General features: G+C 60.6%; 20 protein-coding genes. 11 read left to right on the forward strand and 9 right to left on the reverse strand.

Going from position 1 to position 20907, the window contains the following annotated elements; translation table 11 throughout:
- Window positions 1-146 precede the first annotated feature (146 nt).
- Window positions 147-935, reverse strand: coding sequence for an IclR family transcriptional regulator (locus tag NVB75_RS24930; protein WP_258343776.1), 789 nt, complete (start codon window positions 933-935; stop codon window positions 147-149).
- Between the two features lie 119 nt (window positions 936-1054).
- Between NVB75_RS24930 and hmgA the strand changes: the two genes are divergently transcribed.
- The 4 genes from hmgA (at window position 1055) to NVB75_RS24950 (ending at window position 5827) form a co-directional block, all read left to right on the forward strand.
- Window positions 1055-2338 (forward strand): homogentisate 1,2-dioxygenase, encoded by a 1284-nt coding sequence (gene hmgA / locus NVB75_RS24935; protein ID WP_258343777.1) that lies wholly within the window; start codon window positions 1055-1057, stop codon window positions 2336-2338.
- 3 nt (window positions 2339-2341) lie between these two features.
- Window positions 2342-3628 (forward strand): fumarylacetoacetase, encoded by a 1287-nt coding sequence (gene fahA / locus NVB75_RS24940; RefSeq protein ID WP_258343778.1) that lies wholly within the window; start codon window positions 2342-2344, stop codon window positions 3626-3628.
- 12 nt (window positions 3629-3640) lie between these two features.
- Entirely contained in the window at window positions 3641-4276 is a 636-nt protein-coding gene (gene maiA, locus NVB75_RS24945) for a maleylacetoacetate isomerase (RefSeq protein WP_258343779.1), read from the forward strand.
- Window positions 4277-4441: 165 nt separating this feature from the next.
- Window positions 4442-5827 (forward strand): aromatic acid/H+ symport family MFS transporter, encoded by a 1386-nt coding sequence (locus NVB75_RS24950; protein WP_258343780.1) that lies wholly within the window; start codon window positions 4442-4444, stop codon window positions 5825-5827.
- Here NVB75_RS24950 and NVB75_RS24955 read toward each other — a convergent pair.
- A complete protein-coding gene (locus NVB75_RS24955; RefSeq protein ID WP_258343781.1) occupies window positions 5751-6554 on the reverse strand; it encodes a SirB1 family protein in 804 nt (267 codons plus the stop codon). The genes NVB75_RS24950 and NVB75_RS24955 overlap by 77 nt on opposite strands.
- 186 nt (window positions 6555-6740) lie before the next feature.
- Here NVB75_RS24955 and NVB75_RS24960 point away from each other — a divergent pair, with 186 nt between their 5' ends.
- Together NVB75_RS24960 and NVB75_RS24965 are read left to right on the forward strand one after the other, a co-directional pair.
- Window positions 6741-7760, forward strand: coding sequence for a Glu/Leu/Phe/Val dehydrogenase dimerization domain-containing protein (locus tag NVB75_RS24960; RefSeq protein ID WP_076017715.1), 1020 nt, complete (start codon window positions 6741-6743; stop codon window positions 7758-7760).
- Between the two features lie 137 nt (window positions 7761-7897).
- Window positions 7898-8623, forward strand: a complete 726-nt coding sequence (locus NVB75_RS24965; RefSeq protein WP_258343782.1) for a dienelactone hydrolase family protein — start codon at window positions 7898-7900, stop codon at window positions 8621-8623.
- A gap of 207 nt (window positions 8624-8830) precedes the next feature.
- Here the strand turns inward: NVB75_RS24965 and NVB75_RS24970 are convergent, their stop codons facing one another.
- Window positions 8831-9091: a YebG family protein gene (locus NVB75_RS24970; RefSeq protein ID WP_003212789.1), complete on the reverse strand. Its 261-nt coding sequence runs from the start codon at window positions 9089-9091 to the stop codon at window positions 8831-8833.
- A gap of 455 nt (window positions 9092-9546) precedes the next feature.
- Here NVB75_RS24970 and NVB75_RS24975 point away from each other — a divergent pair, with 455 nt between their 5' ends.
- The gene (locus NVB75_RS24975) at window positions 9547-9882 is read left to right on the forward strand and encodes a DUF6124 family protein (protein WP_258343783.1); all 336 of its coding nucleotides are present in this window, start codon (window positions 9547-9549) and stop codon (window positions 9880-9882) included.
- 451 nt (window positions 9883-10333) lie between these two features.
- Window positions 10334-10822 (forward strand): phosphate-starvation-inducible protein PsiE, encoded by a 489-nt coding sequence (locus NVB75_RS24980; protein WP_258343784.1) that lies wholly within the window; start codon window positions 10334-10336, stop codon window positions 10820-10822.
- Here NVB75_RS24980 and NVB75_RS24985 read toward each other — a convergent pair.
- From NVB75_RS24985 to NVB75_RS24995, 3 genes are all read right to left on the reverse strand, one after another.
- The gene (locus NVB75_RS24985; RefSeq protein ID WP_076017627.1) at window positions 10819-11136 is read right to left on the reverse strand and encodes a DUF3509 domain-containing protein; all 318 of its coding nucleotides are present in this window, start codon (window positions 11134-11136) and stop codon (window positions 10819-10821) included. The two genes, NVB75_RS24980 and NVB75_RS24985, sit on opposite strands and share 4 nt — an antisense overlap.
- 300 nt (window positions 11137-11436) lie before the next feature.
- Window positions 11437-12732 carry a serine/threonine transporter gene (locus NVB75_RS24990; protein ID WP_258343786.1) on the reverse strand — a complete coding sequence of 432 codons (1296 nt, stop codon included), beginning with the start codon at window positions 12730-12732 and terminating at the stop codon, window positions 11437-11439.
- Between the two features lie 201 nt (window positions 12733-12933).
- Window positions 12934-14310: an L-serine ammonia-lyase gene (locus tag NVB75_RS24995; RefSeq protein WP_258343787.1), complete on the reverse strand. Its 1377-nt coding sequence runs from the start codon at window positions 14308-14310 to the stop codon at window positions 12934-12936.
- A 137-nt stretch (window positions 14311-14447) separates the two neighbouring features.
- On the opposite strand from NVB75_RS24995, the gene NVB75_RS25000 reads away from it, so the two are divergent.
- Together NVB75_RS25000 and NVB75_RS25005 are read left to right on the forward strand one after the other, a co-directional pair.
- Window positions 14448-15395 carry a LysR substrate-binding domain-containing protein gene (locus NVB75_RS25000; RefSeq protein ID WP_003212775.1) on the forward strand — a complete coding sequence of 316 codons (948 nt, stop codon included), beginning with the start codon at window positions 14448-14450 and terminating at the stop codon, window positions 15393-15395.
- Between the two features lie 211 nt (window positions 15396-15606).
- Entirely contained in the window at window positions 15607-16017 is a 411-nt protein-coding gene (locus NVB75_RS25005) for an HPF/RaiA family ribosome-associated protein (protein WP_017476049.1), read from the forward strand.
- A gap of 69 nt (window positions 16018-16086) precedes the next feature.
- Here NVB75_RS25005 and NVB75_RS25010 read toward each other — a convergent pair whose 3' ends face one another.
- Window positions 16087-17595, reverse strand: coding sequence for an MFS transporter (locus tag NVB75_RS25010; protein ID WP_258343790.1), 1509 nt, complete (start codon window positions 17593-17595; stop codon window positions 16087-16089).
- A 104-nt stretch (window positions 17596-17699) separates the two neighbouring features.
- On the opposite strand from NVB75_RS25010, the gene NVB75_RS25015 reads away from it, so the two are divergent.
- The gene (locus NVB75_RS25015) at window positions 17700-18572 is read left to right on the forward strand and encodes a LysR family transcriptional regulator (RefSeq protein WP_177055533.1); all 873 of its coding nucleotides are present in this window, start codon (window positions 17700-17702) and stop codon (window positions 18570-18572) included.
- Window positions 18573-18737: 165 nt separating this feature from the next.
- Here the strand turns inward: NVB75_RS25015 and NVB75_RS25020 are convergent, their stop codons facing one another.
- Together NVB75_RS25020 and NVB75_RS25025 are read right to left on the reverse strand one after the other, a co-directional pair.
- Entirely contained in the window at window positions 18738-19628 is an 891-nt protein-coding gene (locus tag NVB75_RS25020; protein ID WP_258343793.1) for a phytanoyl-CoA dioxygenase family protein, read from the reverse strand.
- The gene (locus NVB75_RS25025; protein WP_258343794.1) at window positions 19619-20854 is read right to left on the reverse strand and encodes a glycosyltransferase; all 1236 of its coding nucleotides are present in this window, start codon (window positions 20852-20854) and stop codon (window positions 19619-19621) included. Before NVB75_RS25025 ends, NVB75_RS25020 begins: the two co-directional genes overlap by 10 nt.
- Window positions 20855-20907: the final 53 nt, after the last annotated feature.

Genomic DNA, 20907 nt, shown 5'->3' on the forward strand with positions numbered 1-20907 from the left:
CTATTTCTCAAACAATGAAGATCAAATGTGGGAGCGGGCTTGCTCGCGAATGCGGTGTATCAGTCACTGATGCTTTAACTGACAGACCGCATTCGCGAGCAAGCCCGCTCCCACATTTTGTTTTGTTGTGTGCCTGATACTGAGCGTCAGGGCTGATAACCCATCCGCCAACTCACCGCCTGGGTCGCCGCCAATAAACGCTTCGCCGCCGGGCCGTCTTCATCGGCATGGAACAGCGAAGTCGGCCCCACCACGGTCAAAACCGCCGCCACTTGCCCGACCGCGTTGAACACCGGCGCCGACAACGCGTCCACACCCGGCATCAGCAAACCGTGCACAAAGTGCAGGCCGCGCTGGCGGATCTGCTCGCAGGTGGTGGCGTAGGCCTGGTCATCCGCCAACGTATGGGCGATACCCGCCTGAATTTCCCGCTCGCGCAAGTCCACGGTTTCCCGCGACGGCAGAAACGCGCTGAACACCAGCCCGGTGGATGAACTGAGCAGCGGCAACACCGAGCCCAATTGCGTCACCACCGTTACCGCGCGCACCGCCGGCTCGATGTGCACCACGGTCGCGCCCTGGTTGCCCCAAACGGCCAGGAAGCAGGTTTCATTCAACTCGTCCCGCAGTTCCGCCAGGGGCAGGGCGGCGACTTTCAGCACGTCCATGCTGCCCAGCGCGGCAAGGCCCACGCGCAAGGCTTCGCGGCCCAGGCCGTAATGGTTGGTGGCGGTGTTCTGTTCGGCAAAACCTGAAGCGATCAGCGCCTGCAAGTAGCGGTGGACCTTGCTCGCCGGCATTTGCACGTGCTCGGCCAGGCGCGACAACGAGGTGGCCGGCGACAGTTCGGCCAGGGCCTTGAGGATGTCGGTGCCCACTTCAGCCGAGCGGACTTTCTGTTTACCGGTGTCGCGAGGGGCGGGCGGCTTTTCCATGGAGGGCATGAATCCGAAAGACGAATGGGCGTCTTTATAGCTTGACGGTCAACAGGTATCAAATTACGTTATGCGTAACTGGATTACGATAAAAACAACTTCCGCTCAGAGGATGATCCATGACCCTCGAATACCAATCAGGCTTCGGCAATGAATTTGCCAGCGAAGCCTTGCCCGGCGCACTGCCGGTCGGCCAGAACGCTCCGCAAAAAGCGCCCTACGGGCTGTACACCGAACTCTTCTCCGGCACTGCCTTCACCATGGCCCGCAGCGAAGCCCGGCGCACCTGGTTGTACCGCATCCAGCCGTCGGCCAATCACCCGGCGTTCGTCAAGCTGGAGCGGCAACTGGCCGGTGGCCCGCTTGGAGCGGTGACGCCTAATCGCCTGCGCTGGAACCCGCTGGATATTCCTGCTGAGCCAACAGATTTCATCGACGGGCTTGTAGGCATGGTCGCCAACTCAGGGTTGGAAAAGCCCTCAGGCATCAGCATCTACAACTACCGCGCCAATCGCTCCATGGACCGCGTGTTCTTCAACGCCGACGGCGAACTGTTGATCGTTCCCGAGCAGGGCCGCCTGCGCATCGCCACCGAACTGGGTGTGCTGGACGTTGAGCCGCTGGAAGTTGTCGTGCTGCCCCGCGGCCTGAAATTCCGCGTCGAGCTGCTGGATGCACAAGCTCGCGGCTACGTCGCTGAAAACCACGGCGCGCCAATGCGCCTGCCGGACCTTGGGCCCATCGGTAGCAATGGCCTGGCCAACCCACGGGATTTCCTCACCCCCGTCGCCCATTACGAAGACCTCAAGCAACCCACCACACTGGTGCAGAAATTCCTCGGCGAACTGTGGGGCTGCCAGCTCGACCATTCGCCGCTGAACGTGGTGGCGTGGCACGGCAACAACGTGCCGTACAAATACGACCTGCGTCGTTTCAACACCATCGGTACCGTGAGCTTCGATCATCCGGACCCGTCGATCTTCACCGTATTGACCTCGCCCACCAGCGTGCACGGCCTGGCCAACCTCGACTTCGTGATTTTCCCGCCCCGCTGGATGGTCGCCGAAAACACCTTCCGGCCACCGTGGTTCCACCGCAACCTGATGAACGAATACATGGGCCTGATCCAGGGCGCCTACGATGCCAAGGCCGAAGGCTTCGTGCCCGGTGGCGCGTCGTTGCACAGCTGCATGAGCGCCCATGGCCCGGATGGCGAGACCTGCACCAAGGCCATCAACGCGACGCTTGAGCCCCACAAGATTGATAACACCATGGCCTTCATGTTCGAGACCAGCCAGGTGCTGCGTCCTACACAATTCGCGCTGGAATGCTCACAGCTGCAACCTTCTTACGACGCTTGCTGGGCCTCGCTCCCTGCAACCTTCAACCCGAATCGGAGATAACCCATGACTCAGCCTAATCTCACCCGCAGTTGGGTGGCTTCCGCCAACGGTCACCGGGATTTCCCGCTGCAAAACCTGCCGTTGGGTGTGTTCAGCGTTGACGGCGCTGCGCCGCGCAGTGGCGTGGCGATTGGCGAGCACATTTTTGACCTGCATGCCGCGTTGGAATTTTTTGACGGCGAAGCCCGTCGCGCGGTTGAAGCCACCGCTGGCGGTCAACTGAACGCGTTTTTCGAACTGGGCCGTGGCCCGCGTGTGGCCCTGCGTGAACGCCTGCTGGAACTGCTGGCGGAAGGCAGCGACCTGCAAGGCAGACTGCAATTAGCGCTGCATCCGGCTGCCGCTTGCCAGATGCACTTGCCGGCCAAAATCAATGATTACACCGACTTCTACGTCGGGATCGAGCACGCGCAAAACGTCGGCAAATTGTTCCGTCCCGATAACCCGCTGCTGCCCAACTACAAGTACGTGCCGATCGGTTATCACGGCCGTGCGTCGACGATTCGTCCGTCGGGCACCGACGTCCGCCGCCCCAAAGGCCAGACTCTGCCAGCCGGTCAAACCGAGCCGACCTTCGGCCCTTGCGCACGCCTGGACTACGAGTTGGAACTGGGCATCTGGATCGGCCAGGGCAATGCCATGGGCGACTCGATTGCCATTGGTGACGCCGCTGATCACATCGCTGGTTTCTGCCTGCTCAACGACTGGTCGGCGCGGGATATCCAGGCCTGGGAATACCAGCCGCTGGGCCCGTTTCTGTCGAAGAGTTTTATCACCAGCATTTCGCCGTGGGTGGTGACGGCTGAAGCCCTCGAACCCTTCCGCAAGGCACAACCGGCGCGCCCTCAAGGCGACCCACAACCGCTGCCATACCTGCTGGACAAGCGCGACCAGGCGGCCGGTGGTTTTGATATCGAACTGGAAGTGCTGCTGACCACCGCCTCGATGCGTGAGCAGAACCTGCCGGCCCATTGCTTGACCTTGAGCAACACCCAGCACATGTACTGGACCGTCGCGCAGATGGTTGCGCACCACAGCGTCAACGGCTGCCAGTTGCAGGCGGGTGACCTGTTCGGTTCGGGCACCTTGTCGGGGCCGGAAGCCGGTCAGTTCGGCAGCCTGCTGGAAATCACTGAGGGCGGTAAAAAACCGATCGAATTGGCCTCCGGCGAAGTACGTAAATTCCTCGAAGACGGCGACGAAATCATCCTGCGTGCCCGCTGCACCCGCGACGGGTTTGCCTCCATCGGCTTCGGCGAATGCCGGGGTACCGTGGTCGCGGCGCGCTGAGAGGGCAGGGCCATGGAACTCTATACCTACTACCGCTCCACTTCGTCCTACCGGGTGCGGATCGCGCTGGCCCTCAAGGGCCTGGACTTCACCGCCGTGCCGGTCAACCTGCTGATGCCCAAGGGCGGCGCCAACCATCAGCCGGAGTACCTGGCGATCAACCCGCAAGGTCGTGTACCGGCCTTGCGCACGGATGATGGTGATGTGTTGATTCAGTCACCGGCGATCATCGAGTACCTGGAGGAACGTTATCCACAGGCGCCGTTGCTCTCCAGGGATTTGGCAACCCGCGCCCATGAGCGTGCGGTGGCGTCGATCATCGGTTGCGACATTCATCCGCTGCACAACTCCAGTACCCAGAATCTGCTCAAGCAATGGGGGCACGATGAAGCGCAGGTGCTGGAGTGGATCGGGCACTGGATCAGCCAGGGGCTGGCGGCGGTTGAGCAGTTGATTGGTGATCAGGGTTATTGCTTTGGTGACCAGCCGGGGATGGCGGATACGTTCTTGATTCCACAGCTGTATGCGGCGCAGCGGTTCAAGGTGTCGTTGGCGGCGTACCCGCGCATTCAGCGGGTGGCGGGATTGGCGGCGCAGCATCCGGCGTTCATGGCGGCTCATCCCGCCAACCAACCGGATACACCATAAATCTCCAGGCTCACACCGGCCAAATGTGGGAGCGGGCTTGCTCGCGAATACGGTGTATCAGTCAGCAGATGTATTGACTGGCATGCCGCTTTCGCGAGCAAGCCCGCTCCCACATGTGATCTTCAGCGTGTCCAAAATATATAAAAACAATACAGGTCCCTTGCGATGCACAATCAGATTGCCAGCTTTCGTGCGGCACTCGACGCCCGTCCGGTGTCGCGCTATCAGTGGTTGATTCTCCTGTTGCTGGCACTGTTGCTGGTCACCGACGGCTACGACGCCCAAGTCCTGGGCTACGTGGTCCCGGCGCTGGCCAAGGACTGGGGCCTGGAAAAAGCTGCGTTCGGCCCGGTGTTCAGCGCCAACCTGCTGGGGCTGACCCTCGGTTCCCTGGCCGTCACGCCGCTGGCGGATCGCTTCGGGGTGCGACGCATCCTGCTGTGCTGCGTGCTGATCTACGCCAGCCTCACGGTGCTGATGGTGTTCGCCAATTCCCTGAATACCCTGATGGCCGCCCGTTTTATCTGCGGCATCGGCATGGGCGGTGCAATGCCCAGCGCCATGGCCCTCATGTCGGAATACTCACCACCCCGCCTGCGAACCTTGATGGTGACGCTCGCCGCCTGTGGCTTCTCTTTCGGTGGTGCGGCCGGTGGTTTTGTCGCGGCCGGGTTTATCGACAGCTTCGGCTGGCAGGCGGTGTTCCTCGCCGGTGGTGTGACGCCGTTGCTGTTGTTCCCGTTTCTTGCCTGGATGTTGCCTGAATCGCTGCCGCGCTTGCTGCGTGATGCACCGCCCTATGCGCGCCTGCAAAAAGTCACCGCGCGCATGCTGCCAGGCTGGCAACCGCCGGCGGCCAACGAAGCAGAAAACCGCCAGGAGCAAGGCAGCAACCTGACGGTGGTGGAGCTGTTCCGCCATGGCTACGCGCGCCCGACATTACTGCTGTGGGCGACGTTTTTTGTCAGCCTGATCCTGCTGTATTTCATGATCAGCTGGCTGCCTTCGCTGTTGCTGGAAAGCGGTTTGGGCCTGAATGAGGCCAATCTGGTGACCTCGATGTTCCTGTTCGCCGGGACCTTGGGCGCCATCGGTATGGCCTGGTTTGCCGACCGGCTCAAAAGCAAAGTGCGCCTACTGTCCGGCGTGCTGGCAGCGGCTGCGGTGTGCACCATCCTGCTGGGGCTGAATCACGACAATCCGCGCTATCTGGTGGCCTGCGTGTTTGCTGCGGGCTTCTGCATCATCGGCGGTCAACTGACCCTGAACGCGTTCGCCAGTAACTTCTACCCGGCTCACGTGCGGGCCACCGGTACAGGCTGGGCACTGGGTGTCGGGCGGTTCGGGTCGATCCTGGGGCCGCTGTTCGGCAGCCTGCTGCTGGCGATGCACATACCGGTGCAGCAGATTTTCTTCTTCTGCGCGATTCCGGCGGTGATGGCGGCGTTGTTGATTATCCAAGTGCGCTCGCCAGTCAATGCACCACAGAGTTCGGCGGCAAATGCCCCAGCCGTTCGGTCAGGCGTAGACGCTGGATCGGGTCTTCGCTGAGCATCAATGCGTGTTCCAGGTCAAAACGCTCGGCGTTCGGGCAATCCAGGCGCTGATACAAACTGGCCCGGGCCAGGTAATCGGCGGCGCTGGCATTGCCCAGCTCCAGCACGCGTTCGGCGTCCACCAGAGCGGCCAGGTGGTCGTCGTTGGACAGGTGCAACTGGCGCAGATTGCGCGACAGCCGTTGCAGGATCGATCGCGGCTCGGCGGTGTGCAGGTGGTCGGCCTGCAACTTGAGATTGGGCCCGTACTGGCGAGTCAGCAGGTCGCGGCAATCGTTGGGGTACAGCCGGCGGCCGCCGCACGGGTCGAGCAGGTGATCGGCACCCGGCACCCGCAACAGGAAGTGCCCCGGAAAGTTGACGCCGACCAGCGGAATGTCCAGGCGCCGCGCCAGCTCCAGGGCAATCAGCCCCAGGGCCAGCGGCTGCCCGCGTTTGCGCTTCAACACCTTGTCCAGCAAGGCGGCGGCGGGGCGCAGCGGGGTGTGGTCATCCTGGGCGAACCCCAGGTCATTCATGCGCCGCAGCAAGGGTTGCCCGAGTTCATCTGCCGGCAGCACCGGCATGCTGAGGCTGACCAACTGCTGTAACACCTTGAAGTCCTGCAGGATGGCCACGGGGTCTACCGCGGGGTCGTGTTCGGCCGCCATCCACAGCGCGGCTTCAAACAGCGCGGGCGGTGATCGTTCCAGGCAGGCAAAAAAAGCGTCGCGGGGCTTCATTGGGTTCTCCGGCGGATGCCTCGTTTTAGCCTTGCTGTGAACTTTCGTCCAGTGCCTTGAGAAGCGTCCTACCTGTTTATGTCGCAAACCCTTTAAAACCGGTGGCCTTATTCCTGCGTGCTCGGGCAGGGTTTCGCAGGCAGTCCTATACTTGGCGCCTACCAGAAGTGATTCGGGAGCTCGACGATGTTTGCGCTCATGCACAGCACCCGCCTTGAATCGCTGCACCTGAGCGTTGACCCGGCCACCGGGTTGAAGGCGGTCATTGCCATCCATAACAGCCGCCTGGGCCCCGCCCTTGGAGGTTGCCGCTATCTCTCTTACCCCGACGATGAAAGTGCCGTGGAGGATGCCGCGCGCCTGGCCCAGGGCATGAGCTACAAGGCCGCGCTGGCCGGTTTGCCGGTGGGTGGCGGCAACGCGGTGATCATCCGACCCGCCCACGTGGAAAGCCGCGCCGCGCTGTTTGAGGCCTTTGGCCGCTGCATCGAGCAACTCGACGGCCGCTACATCACCGCCATCGACAGCGGCACCTCGGTGGCCGACATGGATTGCATCGCCCAGCAGACCCGCTATGTCACCAGCACCACGGCGGCCGGCGATCCGTCGCCCCACGCGGCGATGGGGGTGTTCGCCGGCATTCGCACCACCGCGATGGCTCGCCTGGGCAGCGATAACCTGGAAGGTTTACGCGTGGCGATCCAGGGCCTGGGCAACGTCGGTTATGCCCTGGCCGAGCAACTGCACGCCGCCGGCGCGGAATTGCTGGTGAGCGACATTGACCATGGCAAAGTGCAACTGGCCATGGAACAGCTGGGCGCGCACCCGATTGCCAATGAAGCCTTGCTCAGCACTCCGTGCGACATCCTCGCGCCCTGCGGCGTGGGCGCGGTGTTCAACCGCTACACGGTCGCCCAGTTGCGGTGCGCGGCGGTGGCCGGCTCCGCCAGTGCGCAACTGACCAACCTGCAAGTGGCCGATCAACTGGAAGGCCGTGGGATTCTTTACGCGCCGGACTACGTGATCAATTCCGGCGGCCTGATCTACGTGGCCCTCAAGCACGGCGGCGCAGAGCTGGAAACCATCACCGCGCACCTGTCGAACATCGGCACGCGCCTGACCGAAATCTTCGCCCATGCCCAGGCAGAAAAACGCTCACCCGCGCGGGTGGCGGATGAGCTGGCGGAGCGCTTGCTGTACCGCTGAAGATAATCGCTGCTTAACCGTCGACGTGTAACTGTCATTCGCCCAGCGTGGGAAATAGATGGTTACACCCACGTAGCCGTGCACTTTACTATTGTGGTTGAACGCTAGGTTTCTCAATTCCCGAGACAGAGGTTGGCATGTCCAAACAAACAGCAGGGCGCTCCAGCGGGCGCATGATTACCTTCAAACGCCCGGATGGCGCTGACGTCAACGGCTACTTGGCCAGCCCGGCGGTACTCGAAGGTGCGCCAGCAATTGTGGTGATCCAGGAATGGTGGGGCCTCAACGACCAGATCAAGGGCGTGGCGAATCGCTTGGCCGAGTGCGGCTACCGGGCACTGGTACCGGACCTTTATCGCGGTGCATCCACGGTAGAAGAGGAAGAAGCCCATCACTTGATGGATGGCCTGGATTTTGGTGACGCGGTTTCCCAGGACATCAAGGGCGCCGTGCAGTATTTGCAGGCAGATTCGAAAAAAGTCGGCGTGACCGGTTATTGCATGGGTGGGGCGTTGACGTTGCTGGCGTTGAACGCAATTCCGGAAGTGGCGGCGGGCGTGGTGTGGTACGGCTTCCCGCCGCTGGAATACCTGGATGCGTCGAAGATCAAGGCGCCGCTGATCGGGCATTGGGGCACGCAGGATGCCTTCTTCAATATCGACACCGTGGCGGAGCTGGAGTCAAAACTGCATGCTGCGGGTGTGGACGCGACTTTCCATCGCTACCTGGCGCGCCATGCGTTTGCCAACGAGACAGCGATTGGCGATGGCCGTATTGCGGACACGCAATACGATGCCGCTTGGTCGCAACTGGCGTGGGACCGGACGCTGACGTTCTTTGGCAAGACCTTGTGGCAGGCATGACACAGGTAATAGGCATTAACGAATAACCTGTGGCGAGGGAGCTTGCTGTGGCGAGGGAGCTTGCTCCCGCTGGAGTGCGTAGCGCTCCCAAGCTTTTGGGTCTGCTGCGCAGCCCAGCGGGAGCAAGCTCCCTCGCCACAACAAGCTCCCTAGCCACAGCAAGCGCCCTTGGCCACAGCAAGCCCTTTCGCCACTACAGGCAACGCATCACTCAGCCGCTGGCTGCCCAATCTCCGCCAATGCACTCGCATTGTTCTTGAACGCCGCCGCAAACGCCGCGCGGTTCTTGGCCATGAAAATACCGGCATCTTCAGCCTGCTTCTCGCTCAAGCCTTCGACGTTTTTCAACAGCACTTCCATCAGGGACTCTGCCAGTTCAAGCATCTGGTCGTGTGCGTCGGCAAGTTTGCGATCCACGAATGTAGTCTCCAGGTCACGGGTACTGCGATACAGGGTTTCAACAGCCATTTTTCGGCCTCGTCATCGGTGCAGTATTGAAGGGAGTTGCCCTTGGTTCGAGTGTCGCCAAGCGTTCTTGCGACTACTGTATTTATATACAGCTAAAAGCATAAGCCAATCCATGGGCTTTGGGTAGTGGCTTTTCAATGTAGTTGGAATCCGGGGGTTTGCAGCAAGAGAAATTTCTGACAACTTGCCGGGGTTGCGCCGGCTTCGTCCGTTCGCTTACCTTCCTCGGGCGCTGCAAATGCAGCGGACGGGCTTGGCGGCTCGGTATAAGGCACAACAGCATCCACCACACGATTGCAGGCGTTTTTGCACCTGGACTCCTTTTTACGGTGGGTTGCGCAGGGACCCTTCAGGGTGCCGGGTTGTTCCTTTACCGGTCCGCCAACCTTGTGCAATCCGCCACCCAAATCTGCTTGGCGGCAGACGGTGGCGGTTCCATTTAAAGGAACTGTTCGATGAAAAAGCTTACCCCAAGTCCCCCTTACGATTCACACACTGACACCCGTCTTCAAGCCGCAGCCAACCGCGCCATTGATCACTATCTGCGCCCTGAAACACCTGAACCACCTCCCGAACCCTCCTCGATTCTTTTCAGCGTTACGCCCAATGCCGACACGGAAACGTTACTCGCCAACGCCAGCGAAACGTTGAACAGTGCCCGTGAAATGGCCAGCAGCCTGGCTTTTGAGCTTGAGGGCCCACAGCGAAGTTTGCTTCTGGCGATCCATCAACTGCTGGAAATGAGTGGGTTATTGGTCGATCAAGCGTTGGATCAAGTCGCCCCGACCTGACCTAAATCACCCGGTCACCTGGATCGTCCCCACGCTCTGCGTGGGAATGCATACCGTGACGCTCCGCGTCACCTCTACTCGAAACCATTGGGCATGGGACGCGGAGCGTCCGGGGCGGCATTCCCACGCAGAGCGTGGGAACGATCATCGAGCAGCAAGATAAGTGCCTGATGCCACCCTACCACCATGGATCGTTCCCACGCTCTGCGTGGGAATGCATACCGTGACGCTCCGCGTCACCTCTACTCGAAACCATTGGGCATGGGACGCAGAGCGTCCGGGGCGGCATTCCCACGCAGAGCGTGGGAACGATCATTGAGCAGCAAGATAAGTGCCTCATATCACCCCGCCACCATCTCACTTCCTGTTCCCTGGCCTTTTTTCTGCATGCAGAGAAACCGTCACGTCCAACCCGCATTATCCGGTCGAGCCGACCTAAGGAAGCATCATCGTGAAAATCAACTGGGCTGAAAACCTGCGCAAGACCGTGCACCAACTGGCCGAGTCCTTGGGAAATCTGTTCGTCGAGACGTTCCACTACCTGGCGTTGTTCGCCATTGGTGCGGTGACCGCCTATGCCGCGGTGATGGAGTTTCTGGGGATGCTGGAAACGGGGCACATCAAGATCGATGACATCTTGCTGCTGTTCATTTACCTGGAACTGGGGGCGATGGTCGGGATTTACTTCAAGACCAACCACATGCCGGTGCGCTTCCTGATCTACGTGGCGATCACCGCGCTGACCCGCTTGCTGATCTCCAACGTGTCACACCACAACCCGCCCGACCTCGGCATCATCTACCTGTGCGGTGGGATTCTGCTGTTGGCGTTCGCGATTCTGGTGGTGCGGTATGCGTCGTCGGCGTTTCCGTCGGTGAAGGTCGAAGGCCCGCGGCGCAAGGGCGAAGCGAGCCTTGAAACAGAGAAAGGCGAGGTTTAGAACCCGACGTTCAGCGGCGGCCTGGTGACCGGCGGCCGCTGCAACACTTTGTGACTGTCCCCATCGGTCATCACCGCCAATATCTCGATCGCGCTGTGCCCCTGCTCGATCGCAATCCCGAATTGTACGCTCTGCACCAGCCGTTTCAGGCGCTGCGGGTCGTTGCGTTGTTCGGCGCTGATCATGCGTTTGGCCACGACGCCGTCTTCATCGGACAGGGTCAGCATGATGCTGCCGTCCAGCCGCTGGATGCTTAAATTGACCCGGTATTTCGGGGCGAAGGTGTCGGTGATGATCTGAAAAGGGTTGTCCATGGTGCGTTACCGCCTGATAAGAACATGCAGTCATTGACGACCGGTGTCGGGATTAGTTCGCGTTTCCTGACCACCGGCCATTCGCTCGCTGAGGCTTTCACAAGGTCCGTTTTCCTCAGTAGCTGTACAGCAAAGGGCGTGCCGTACAGCAATCTGCCTGCCATCGAATGACCCCTGTGGGAGCGGGCTTGCTCGCGAATGCGGTGTGTCAGCCAATGAATACTCGGCTGAAGGACCGCTTTCGCGAGCAAGCCCGCTCCCACATTGGGTTGGCGGTGTTTTTGCGCGCGGTGATCCGTTTCAGGGCATCACGGAAAAAACGATCGCAGACAGCGCAATCAAGCCGACCAACACCACAAACACGTTGGACGCCTGGCCCGAGTACTGGCGCAAGGATGGCACCCGGCGGATGGCGTACATCGGCATCAGGAACAACAGGCAAGCGATGATCGGCCCGCCCATGGTTTCGATCATGCCGAGGATGCTCGGGTTGAAGGTGGCCACGGCCCAGCAGGTGAGCACCATGAACAGCGCAGTGCAGCGCTCCAGCCACTTGGCCGACATGCTGCGGTTACGCCCGCGCAGGGATTTGACGATCAGGCCCTGGAAGCCTTCGCTGGCGCCGATGTAGTGGCCCAGGAAGGATTTGGTGATTGCCACCAGCGCGATCAACGGCGCGGCGTAGGCGATGACCGGGGTCTGGAAGTGGTTCGCCAGGTACGACAGGATCGAGATGTTCTGCGCCTTCGCGGCGGCGAGGTCAGCCGGCGACAGGGCCAGCACGCAACTGAAGCAGAAGAACATCACCGTCAGCACCATCATGCTGTGGGCCATGGCCAGTATGCCGCTGCTTTTGCGCTCGGCCTGCGGGCCGTACACGCGTTTCTGGTCGACGGCGAAGGCGGAGATGATCGGCGAGTGGTTGAAGGAAAACACCATCACCGGGATTGCCAGCCACAAGGTCTTGAAGAACGCCGGCAGGGGCATGCCTTCGCTGGCGGAGGCGAAGAACGCGCCGTTCCAGTTGGGGATCAGGCTCACCGCCAACAGCAGCAGGGCGGCGACGAACGGGTACACCAGCACGCTCATGGCCTTGACGATCACGCCCTGGCCGCAACGCACGATGGCCATCAGGCCGAGGATCAGCACCAGCGACAGGATCGCCCGGGGCGGCGGCGCCATGTGCAGTTGGTGTTCCATAAAGCTGGTCAGGGTGTTGGTCAGCGCCACGCTGTACACCAGCAAAATCGGGAAGATCGCGAAGAAGTACAGCAGGGTGATCAGCTTGCCGGCGCCGATGCCGAAGTGTTCTTCCACCACGTCGGTGATGTCGCCGGATTTGCCCGACAACACAAAGCGCGTCAGCCCACGGTGGGCGAAGAAAGTCATCGGGAAGGCCAGCAGCGCCAGCACGATCAACGGCCAGAAGCCGCCGACGCCGGCGTTGATCGGCAGGAACAAGGTGCCAGCACCGATGGCGGTGCCGTAGAGGCCGAGCATCCAGGTGGTGTCGTGTTTGTTCCAGCCTTGTGTAAAGGTGGTCGGCGTCAGGTCTACAGCGGGATTTTCGGCAGCAGGTGTACGTACATCGGTCATCGTTATTGCCTCGTTATTGTTTTTGCGCGGGCTCACGTTGGGACGCTCAGGCCATGTGAAAACTACTGCGCTCGGCAATCCTGCGTTAAAAACAGGCTCGGAATGCTCATTTAGGGGCCTAAACTCCGCTTCCTCGCCTGTTTTTGCCTTGTCTTGCCTTCGCTCGCTACGTTTTCACACGGCCTTCGTGGAGTGCTCCGATCAGCACTCCACCCAGCTGACCGCCAGGCCGCCCCGTGAAGTTTCTTTGTATTTGTCGTGCATGTCGGCGCCGGTGTCGCGCATGGTGCGGATCACCCGGTCCAGGGAGATGAAATGTTTGCCGTCGCCGCGCAGGGCCATTTGCGTGGCGTTGATCGCCTTGACCGCGGCGATGGCGTTGCGCTCGATGCAGGGCACCTGCACCAGCCCGCCCACCGGGTCGCAGGTCAGGCCCAGATTGTGTTCCAGGCCGATTTCGGCGGCGTTTTCCAGTTGTTCCGGAGACGCACCGAGTATGTCGGCCAAACCTGCGGCGGCCATGGCGCAGGCCGAACCGACTTCGCCCTGGCAGCCGACTTCGGCACCGGAGATCGAGGCGTTTTTCTTGCAGAGGATGCCGACGGCGGCGGCAGCCAGGAAGAAATTCACCACGTCATCGTCGGACGCGTCCGGGTTGAACTTCATGTAGTAGTGCAGCACCGCCGGGATGATTCCCGCTGCGCCATTGGTTGGCGCGGTGACCATGCGACCACCGGCAGCGTTTTCTTCGTTGACGGCGAGGGCAAACAGGTTGACCCATTCCATCGCCGACAAGGTCGACGTGATGACGTTGGGTTTACCGATTTCCAACAGGCTGCGGTGCAATTTCGCCGCGCGCCGTGGCACGTCCAAGCCGCCGGGCAAGATGCCCTCGTGGCGCAGGCCTTGTTCGACGCATTCGCGCATCACCGACCAGATATGCAGCAGGCCGCTGCGGATCTCGGCGTCACTGCGCCAGGCCCGTTCGTTGGCCATCATCAGTTCGGAGACCCGCAGGCCGTGCTTGTTGCACAAGGCCAGCAGTTCGACGGCGCTGGAGAAGTCGTAAGGCAATTGCACTTCGCTGGTCGGCGCGATGCCGGATTCGGCTTCCGCCGCTTCGATGATGAAACCGCCACCCACCGAGTAGTACGTTTGCTCGCTCAACAGGCCGTTTTCGCCGTAGGCATGCAGGGACATGGCGTTGGGGTGGTAGGGCAGGCTTTCGTCCAGCAGCAGGAGGTCGTGTTGCCAATTGAAGGCAATCGACGTGCGGCCGCCGAGCAGCAATTGGCCGGACTCGCGCAATTGCTGGATGCGAGGGCCAATGCTGGTGGGGTCGATGCTGTCTGGCCATTCGCCCATCAGGCCCATCACGCAGGCGCGGTCGGTGGCGTGGCCGACACCGGTAGCGGACAGCGAGCCGTACAAGCGCACTTCTACGCGACGGGTTTCGTCGAGCAATTGCCGGTCAGTCAGAGCCTGGACGAAGGTCGCCGCCGCCCGCATCGGGCCCACGGTATGGGAGCTGGAAGGACCAATGCCTACCTTGAATAGATCGAAAACACTGATAGCCATGCTAAACCCTTACAAGCAATGGAGTAGGAATCGCTGCCATGTTTTGTAGGACAAGCGGAATTGGCGCGATACTGAGCCTCTGGATCGGCACTGACCAACGAATTATCCTAAGACACCCTTTAGCAGGACTAAACCCTATGGCTCGCCCGCTCCATGGCCAGACTTACGTCTGGTTGCACGTTTTTTCCTGTGCGGCACGGCATTTGTCGTTCACCCGTTGCGCCGAAGAACTGCACATCACCCCGGGCGCGGTCAGCCAGCAAATTCGCCAGTTGGAGGAGCGTTTGGGCTTCCGGCTGTTCCATCGACGGGCGCGCGGGGTTGAGCTGAGCGCGGAAGGCCAGCGGCTGGCGATCACCGTGGGCGAGGCCTATGGCAGCATTGATGCCGAGTTGCAGCGCCTGGACGCCGGGATGATCAGCGGCACTCTGCGCTTGCGTTCGATCCCGTCGTTTCTCGGTAAATGGCTGACGCCGCGTTTGCCGCGTTTGCAGCAGCGCTTCCCGGACATCCAATTGCGCATGGTCGCTGAAGACAGCAGCGTTGCGCTGCATGAGGGCGACTTTGACCTGGCCATCGACCTGAACGATGGCAGCTACCCCGGATTGTTATCCACAGCCCTGCTGGATGAGCAGATCTTCCCGGTGTGCGCTCCGAGCCTGTTGCGCGGGCGACCGCCGCTGCATGGCCCCGCCGACCTGGTGCATTTCCCGCTGCTGCACGACATCACCGCCTGGCGTGGGAGTTATGAGTACGCGGAGTGGGAGTTCTACCTGAACGCCATCGGCTATGACGCCGCCGACGTACGGCGTGGGCATACCTTCAACCGCAATCACCTGACCATCGAGGCGGCGATTGCCGGCATGGGCGTGGCGATTGCCCGGCGAACCTTGCTCAATGACGAACTGGAACGCGGCACCTTGATCGTGCCGTTCGGCCTCGCTGTACCCAATCACAAACGTTACGTGCTGCTGTATGCCCCGGGCGCGCTGAGCCATCCGGGCGTGCGGGCGGTGCATGACTGGCTGGTGGAGGAAGCGGAGATTTTTCGCGGATTGCACCCCTTGGGAGAGGGGCAATTGTAAGGAAGTTGGCGGTAAGAAGATGTAACCAACTCCCCACCCTAACAGCGTTTTTGGTTGTAGTCAGGGTTAATTTGTAATGTGGGATTTATCTTTGCAAAGGGGTTGAAATGTTCCTCTGTCTGCTCAATTGTGTAATCAGGAGGTCATGGTTTTCACCCATCCGGTGAAGCAGGAATGGCCTTCGGCGAGCTAGCTGAAATAAGGGAAAACTATGCAAATCCAAGTCAATAGCGATAACCATATTGAAAGCAGCATCCGACTGGAGGAGTGGGTACGTACCACCATTGAGAGCACGCTCGAACGTTATGAAGAAGATCTGACCCGCGTCGAGGTTTACCTGCGGGACGAGAACGGTGACAAGCCCGGTCCACACGATCTGAGTTGCCGACTGGAAGCACGGCCAAAAGGCCATCAACCGATTTCGGTCCTCCATAAAGCCGATACGCTGGAACAGGCGATCGATGGCGCAGCTACCAAGCTGGAGCATGCCCTGGAGCATCTGTACGGCAAACTGCGCGGCAAACCACGCGCCGCCGGTCAAAGCCTGCCCACTACCAAGGCCGACGAGGCCGAGCTTGAAGAGGAATTCCTGGAAAACGAACAGGCTGCGCTTAACGGCTGATAGCTGATACTTTTTTCAACCCCACTGAAAACGGGCCTGCAGATGCAGGCCCGTTTTTCGTTTAACGCCTCAGCGCGGGCTGCGCCGGAAAAAACAGGCGCTCAAGGCCGACAGTGCGCACGCGCCCAAGCCTGCGTACAACATGGCCCAACCGGCACCGTTGCGTAGCGCGGCCTGGGCAATCAACGAGCCCTGCGGCAACACCTCCAGCTTGCCGGCGGCGATATCCTGGCTGAGGGCGGCCAATTGCGCGGTGTCGGGCAATACGCCCGCCAGGTAGTGAGCGATCCCGAGTATCAACACCAACCCCATCAACGCGATATTGAGTGCCAGGGTAATCAGCCGTGCACTGAAGTCGATGCCCGAGGCCATCCCCGCGCGGTCGGATGAGACTGAGCCGGTGGTGGTGTTGGTGGTGGGCGAGTTGGTAAACGCCAAGCCGCTGCCGGCAATCCCACAGGCGATCAGGATCGATACCACACTGGGCTGGCCGCTATGGTTGATCGCGGCCATGGCGACAAACCCCACGCCCATCAGGCCCAGGCCCAACGGAATGATGCGTTCGGCGCCGTAGCGCAGGGCCAGGCGTTCGGCCAGCGGCGGCACCACCAGCGTGGGCAAGGTATAGGCGAGCAGGGCGAGCCCGGTGAGCATCGTGTCGTAGCCCAGGCCGGCCTGGAAATACAGCGGCAGGTAGATCATGAAGGGCCAGAAGCTGAAGTTCATGCCGATCGAGCCCATCAACGCGCCGTTGAAGCGCGGGATGCGAAACACCGAGAAGTCGAACATCGGATGCGAGCTGCGCCGCTCGACAACCACGAACAACAACAGGCCGGCCACCGACAATCCGGCCCAACCGAGCATGGCCGGGGTGGCAAAGCCGCTCTCGGTGCCCTGGGTGATGAAGTAAACCAGGGCGAACACCGCCAGGGTCAGGGTGGCCATGCCGGCGATGTCGAGGCGATGGGCCGCCGGGTCGCGGGATTCCTGCACGCTGATGCGGAGCAACACCAGGGTGAACAAGGTCAGCGGCACATGCACCAGGAACACCCAGCGCCAATCCGCGACCGCCAGGATCAACGCCCCCGCCATCGGCCCGAAGCCCAAGCCCACGCCGGCGATCACACCCCAGATGGCAAAGGCTCGCGCCCGCGCCGCCGGTTCGCGGAACTGGTGCGACAGGATCGCGAACTGGCAGATCATCATCGCCCCACCACCCACGCCCTGGACGAAACGCGCGGCGATCAGCGTAGACGCCTCATTGGCCAGCCCACAGGCCAGCGACGCCAGCCCGAATACCCACAGGCACAGCACCAGCATGCGCCGCCGGCCAAAGCGATCGGCCAGTGTGCCCGCCGCCATCAGCACGCTGGTGCAGGCCAGGGTGTAGGCATTCATGATCCATTGGGCGTCCTGGAAGCCGGTGCCCAGTTGCTGCTCGAGGGTGGGCAGGATGACCGGCACGCTGGAAATCTCCAGTCCGAACATCAGCGCCACCAGACACACGGCGGTGAGCGCCAGGCCGTCTCTGGCGGTACGCGGCGGGTGGATGGCGGATACAACGGCGTCGGATGACATGGCCTCTTCCTTTCGATGGGGGAAGATGTCATTTTCACGGGAATCTGATTCTTTATTAGCGATACTTCTTCCTGCAATAAGGGAATTTAGGGCGACAAACGACCATGGCCACTCCGCGTTTTGATGGTGTTGAACTGTTTTTGCAGATCGTCGAAAGCGGCAATCTGACCGAGGCCGCCGAACGGTTGAACCTCACGCGCTCGGCGGTGGGTAAAGGCTTGGCGCGTCTGGAAGCGCGGCTGGGGACGTCGTTGTTGCAACGCTCCACCCGGCGCCAGCGTTTGACCGAGGACGGGCAGGCCTATTACGAGCATTGCCTGCGCGCGCTGGCGGAGTTGGAAGCCGCCGAATCCGTGCTGGAAAGTGGCCGCCAGCAGCCTCGTGGACGGTTAAGGGCCAGCTTGCCTTTGGCGTTCGGTCACCACTATGCGGCGCCGGCGTTGTGGGGGCTGATGGACCATTTTCCGCAACTGGAAATCGAGATTTCCTTCTCAGACCGATTGATCGACCTGGCCCAGGAAGGCTTCGACCTGGCGGTGCGCATTGGCGCATTGCCCGACACCGACCGCTTGAGTGCACGTCGCCTCGGCGAGCAGGCGATTGCCCTGGCGGCATCGCCCGCGTACCTGCAGCGCACCGGTCGAATCGAATCCATCGCGGACCTGGCCGGGCATCGAGGCATTGCCTATCGCAGCAATGCCCCGCACCGCGAGCGAGTCGCCTCGCCGTTGATCCTCGATGACCTGCAGGCCGTGGCCGATGCCGCCATCGCCGGGGTCGGCCTGGCCTGGTTGCCCAGTTGGCTGATCGCCCACTACGTGTTGCGCGGGCAATTGCAGGCGGTGCTGCCGGGCCACCGCGAGCAACCGATGCCGATCCATGTCATCTGGCCCACGGCGACGCACATGCCGGCCAAGACCCGATGCGCCATCGACGCGTTGGTGGCCGGCACACCTTCGTGCCTGGCGGGCAGTTGATCAGAACGCGATGGACGTCTGCACATACAGCGTGCGCGGCTCGCCGACGTATTTGCCTTTATTGTTGTCGAACGAGCCTGCGGTGTTGACGTAGATGCTCCAGTGGTTGAATAGATAATTGTATCCAGGTCCAACTAAGCACCTCTATCGCAGCCCCAATGTTGCTCAATCGAATTTTGCTTCCCGCAGGAAAGACCTGCGATCCTGATTTTGCTCGGCGTTCAACACCAACTCCGCGCCCACGAGTTTGCCAGGCTCACCCCGTCCCAACACCGTCATTGGATCCTCGAACCCATAGACGTATCCCAAGGCAAACGCGCCGCACTGATAGCCCATAAGACGCAGCAATTCGTCGGGCAGAGTACGGGCAATTTCCAGTGGACAGGACAAAAACTGGTTCTCCTCCTGCCGCAGCCAGCCTAGCGCATAAGTCAGGTTGATAGCCGACCTGACCTGGTCGGAACAGTTTGCGCCGCCGCCGTGGTAGACCTTTCCGTCATAGACCAGCACTGATCCCTTTTCCATCTCCGCAGGGAAACTGGCCTCGATTTCAAATTCGACGCTGCGTCCCGCTCTATGACTACCGGGAATGATGCGTGTGGCGCCCATCTTCTCGGAGTAGTCGGTCATGGCCCATAGCGTATTGAATTGCACATGGTAGTCGTTGGGAAATGGGAACATGTCCCAGGCTACTTCGTCTTGATGCAGCGTCTGGGCTTTCGCACCCGGATGAATAGACACGATCTGAGTGCAATGGATCTGAAACGTCGTAGCGTGAGAGAGAAAGCGCCGGGCCGTTTCGATAATAGTAGGATTGAGGATCAACTCACGTACCTCAACAGATCGCGCAATGAGGCCGCCTGTGCGTTTGGTGCGTCTTCCGAGAATGCTGTCGGGGCCGAAGGGTGTTACCGATGTATAAGGTTCGAGTTCTTCTGCTATGCGATCCATAGCAGTGCCGGGTACGAGTTTGTCAATAATGGCGTAGCCATGCTCGCGTAGGCACTGCACCACTTTTGAGGCTGAAACGGTGTTGGGAAGATGTATCAGCGACATTGAGAATCCTCCGTGGTTTGTCGTGTCAATCGGTACAGATTCAGGATTCGGGCGCCCATTGAAGATGGGGCATAACGTTGCTCAACGTAGGCGCGCAACCGGGCTGGATCGATACTTTGCGCGAGTTGTCCAGTCAGCACCGCTCTGACTTTTGCTATTAGCGCACTTGTATCTTCCGGTGCGATCAGTAGGTCCGGGGTAATGCCACGCAGAATGTCCGAAAGGCCGCCAACAGCAAACGCAACCACCGGGACGCCGGTCGCCAGCGCCTCAATGCTGGCTCCGCCAAACTCCTCATACATTGACGGCATAACGATCAGGCGGCAGGCCGCTATCGCCACAGGCACTTTATGATTGGGGATGAAGCCTGTGATGGTCACCCAGTCATGCAGTCCGGCCTTGTTAATAGCGCGCCGCAGCCGGTCGCTCTGTGTCCCGTCGCCGACGATCAATAGCTCGCACTCTTGCTCGCGAAGCGCCTGAGCGAGTGGGATGAGATGCTGCCATCCCTTTTCTTTCGCGATGCGGCCAACAAAGCCTACTGTTTGCCGACGCAGGTTATGACGTTTGCGGAACTCAATCAGGTCTTCTGGCCGGGGCGGCATAAATTGAGTGGTATCGACGACGTCGGGAACGATCTCGATATTACGAGCATTAGGTGCGAGCAGGGAGGCGGTTCGTTGGGTCAAAGCAACTACCGAAAAAGCAGTGTCCACGGCTTTGCGTTCCAACCATCGAGCCAGACTGTGCTGAAGCATGTCCAGCCATGAATGCGGCGTGTAGACCGCGAGTCGAGAGCAGTGCACTGTCAGGATCAAAGGGCGTTGTAGCAATCGAGGCGCTAGGCAGGCGACCAGCAGCGCCGGAATTTGTCCGTCGAGGTGCGCATGAATGATATCGAAATCATGCTTACGCCTTTTTTGGGCCAGCGCACACAGTGTTGCTAGAGCCCACGACTGTGTCAGCCCTATCAAGCCGCTGAATTCTGACCGTAGCTGCGGCATGGGTAACAGCATGCGCTCTACCCATAAAAGTGGATGCAGTTGTCTCAGTTTGGGCAGTCCAGGGAAACCGATGGTCATGACATGTTGATGGATGCCTTTCTCTGCGAGCCAAACTGCTTGTCGCCAAGTTTGAATTTGCATGCCACCGACCGAGTCGTACTGTGCTGGCCATGAGTCAACATCCGGGTGATGGAAAAAAGGTGTCAGTTTCAAGACTTTCATATGAATCACGCCTTTGCTGAATACATCAGGAACAAGCGGTTCGAGAGTGCAAA

The sequence above is a fragment of the Pseudomonas sp. CBS genome, assembly GCF_024734645.1.
Classification (GTDB): domain Bacteria; phylum Pseudomonadota; class Gammaproteobacteria; order Pseudomonadales; family Pseudomonadaceae; genus Aquipseudomonas.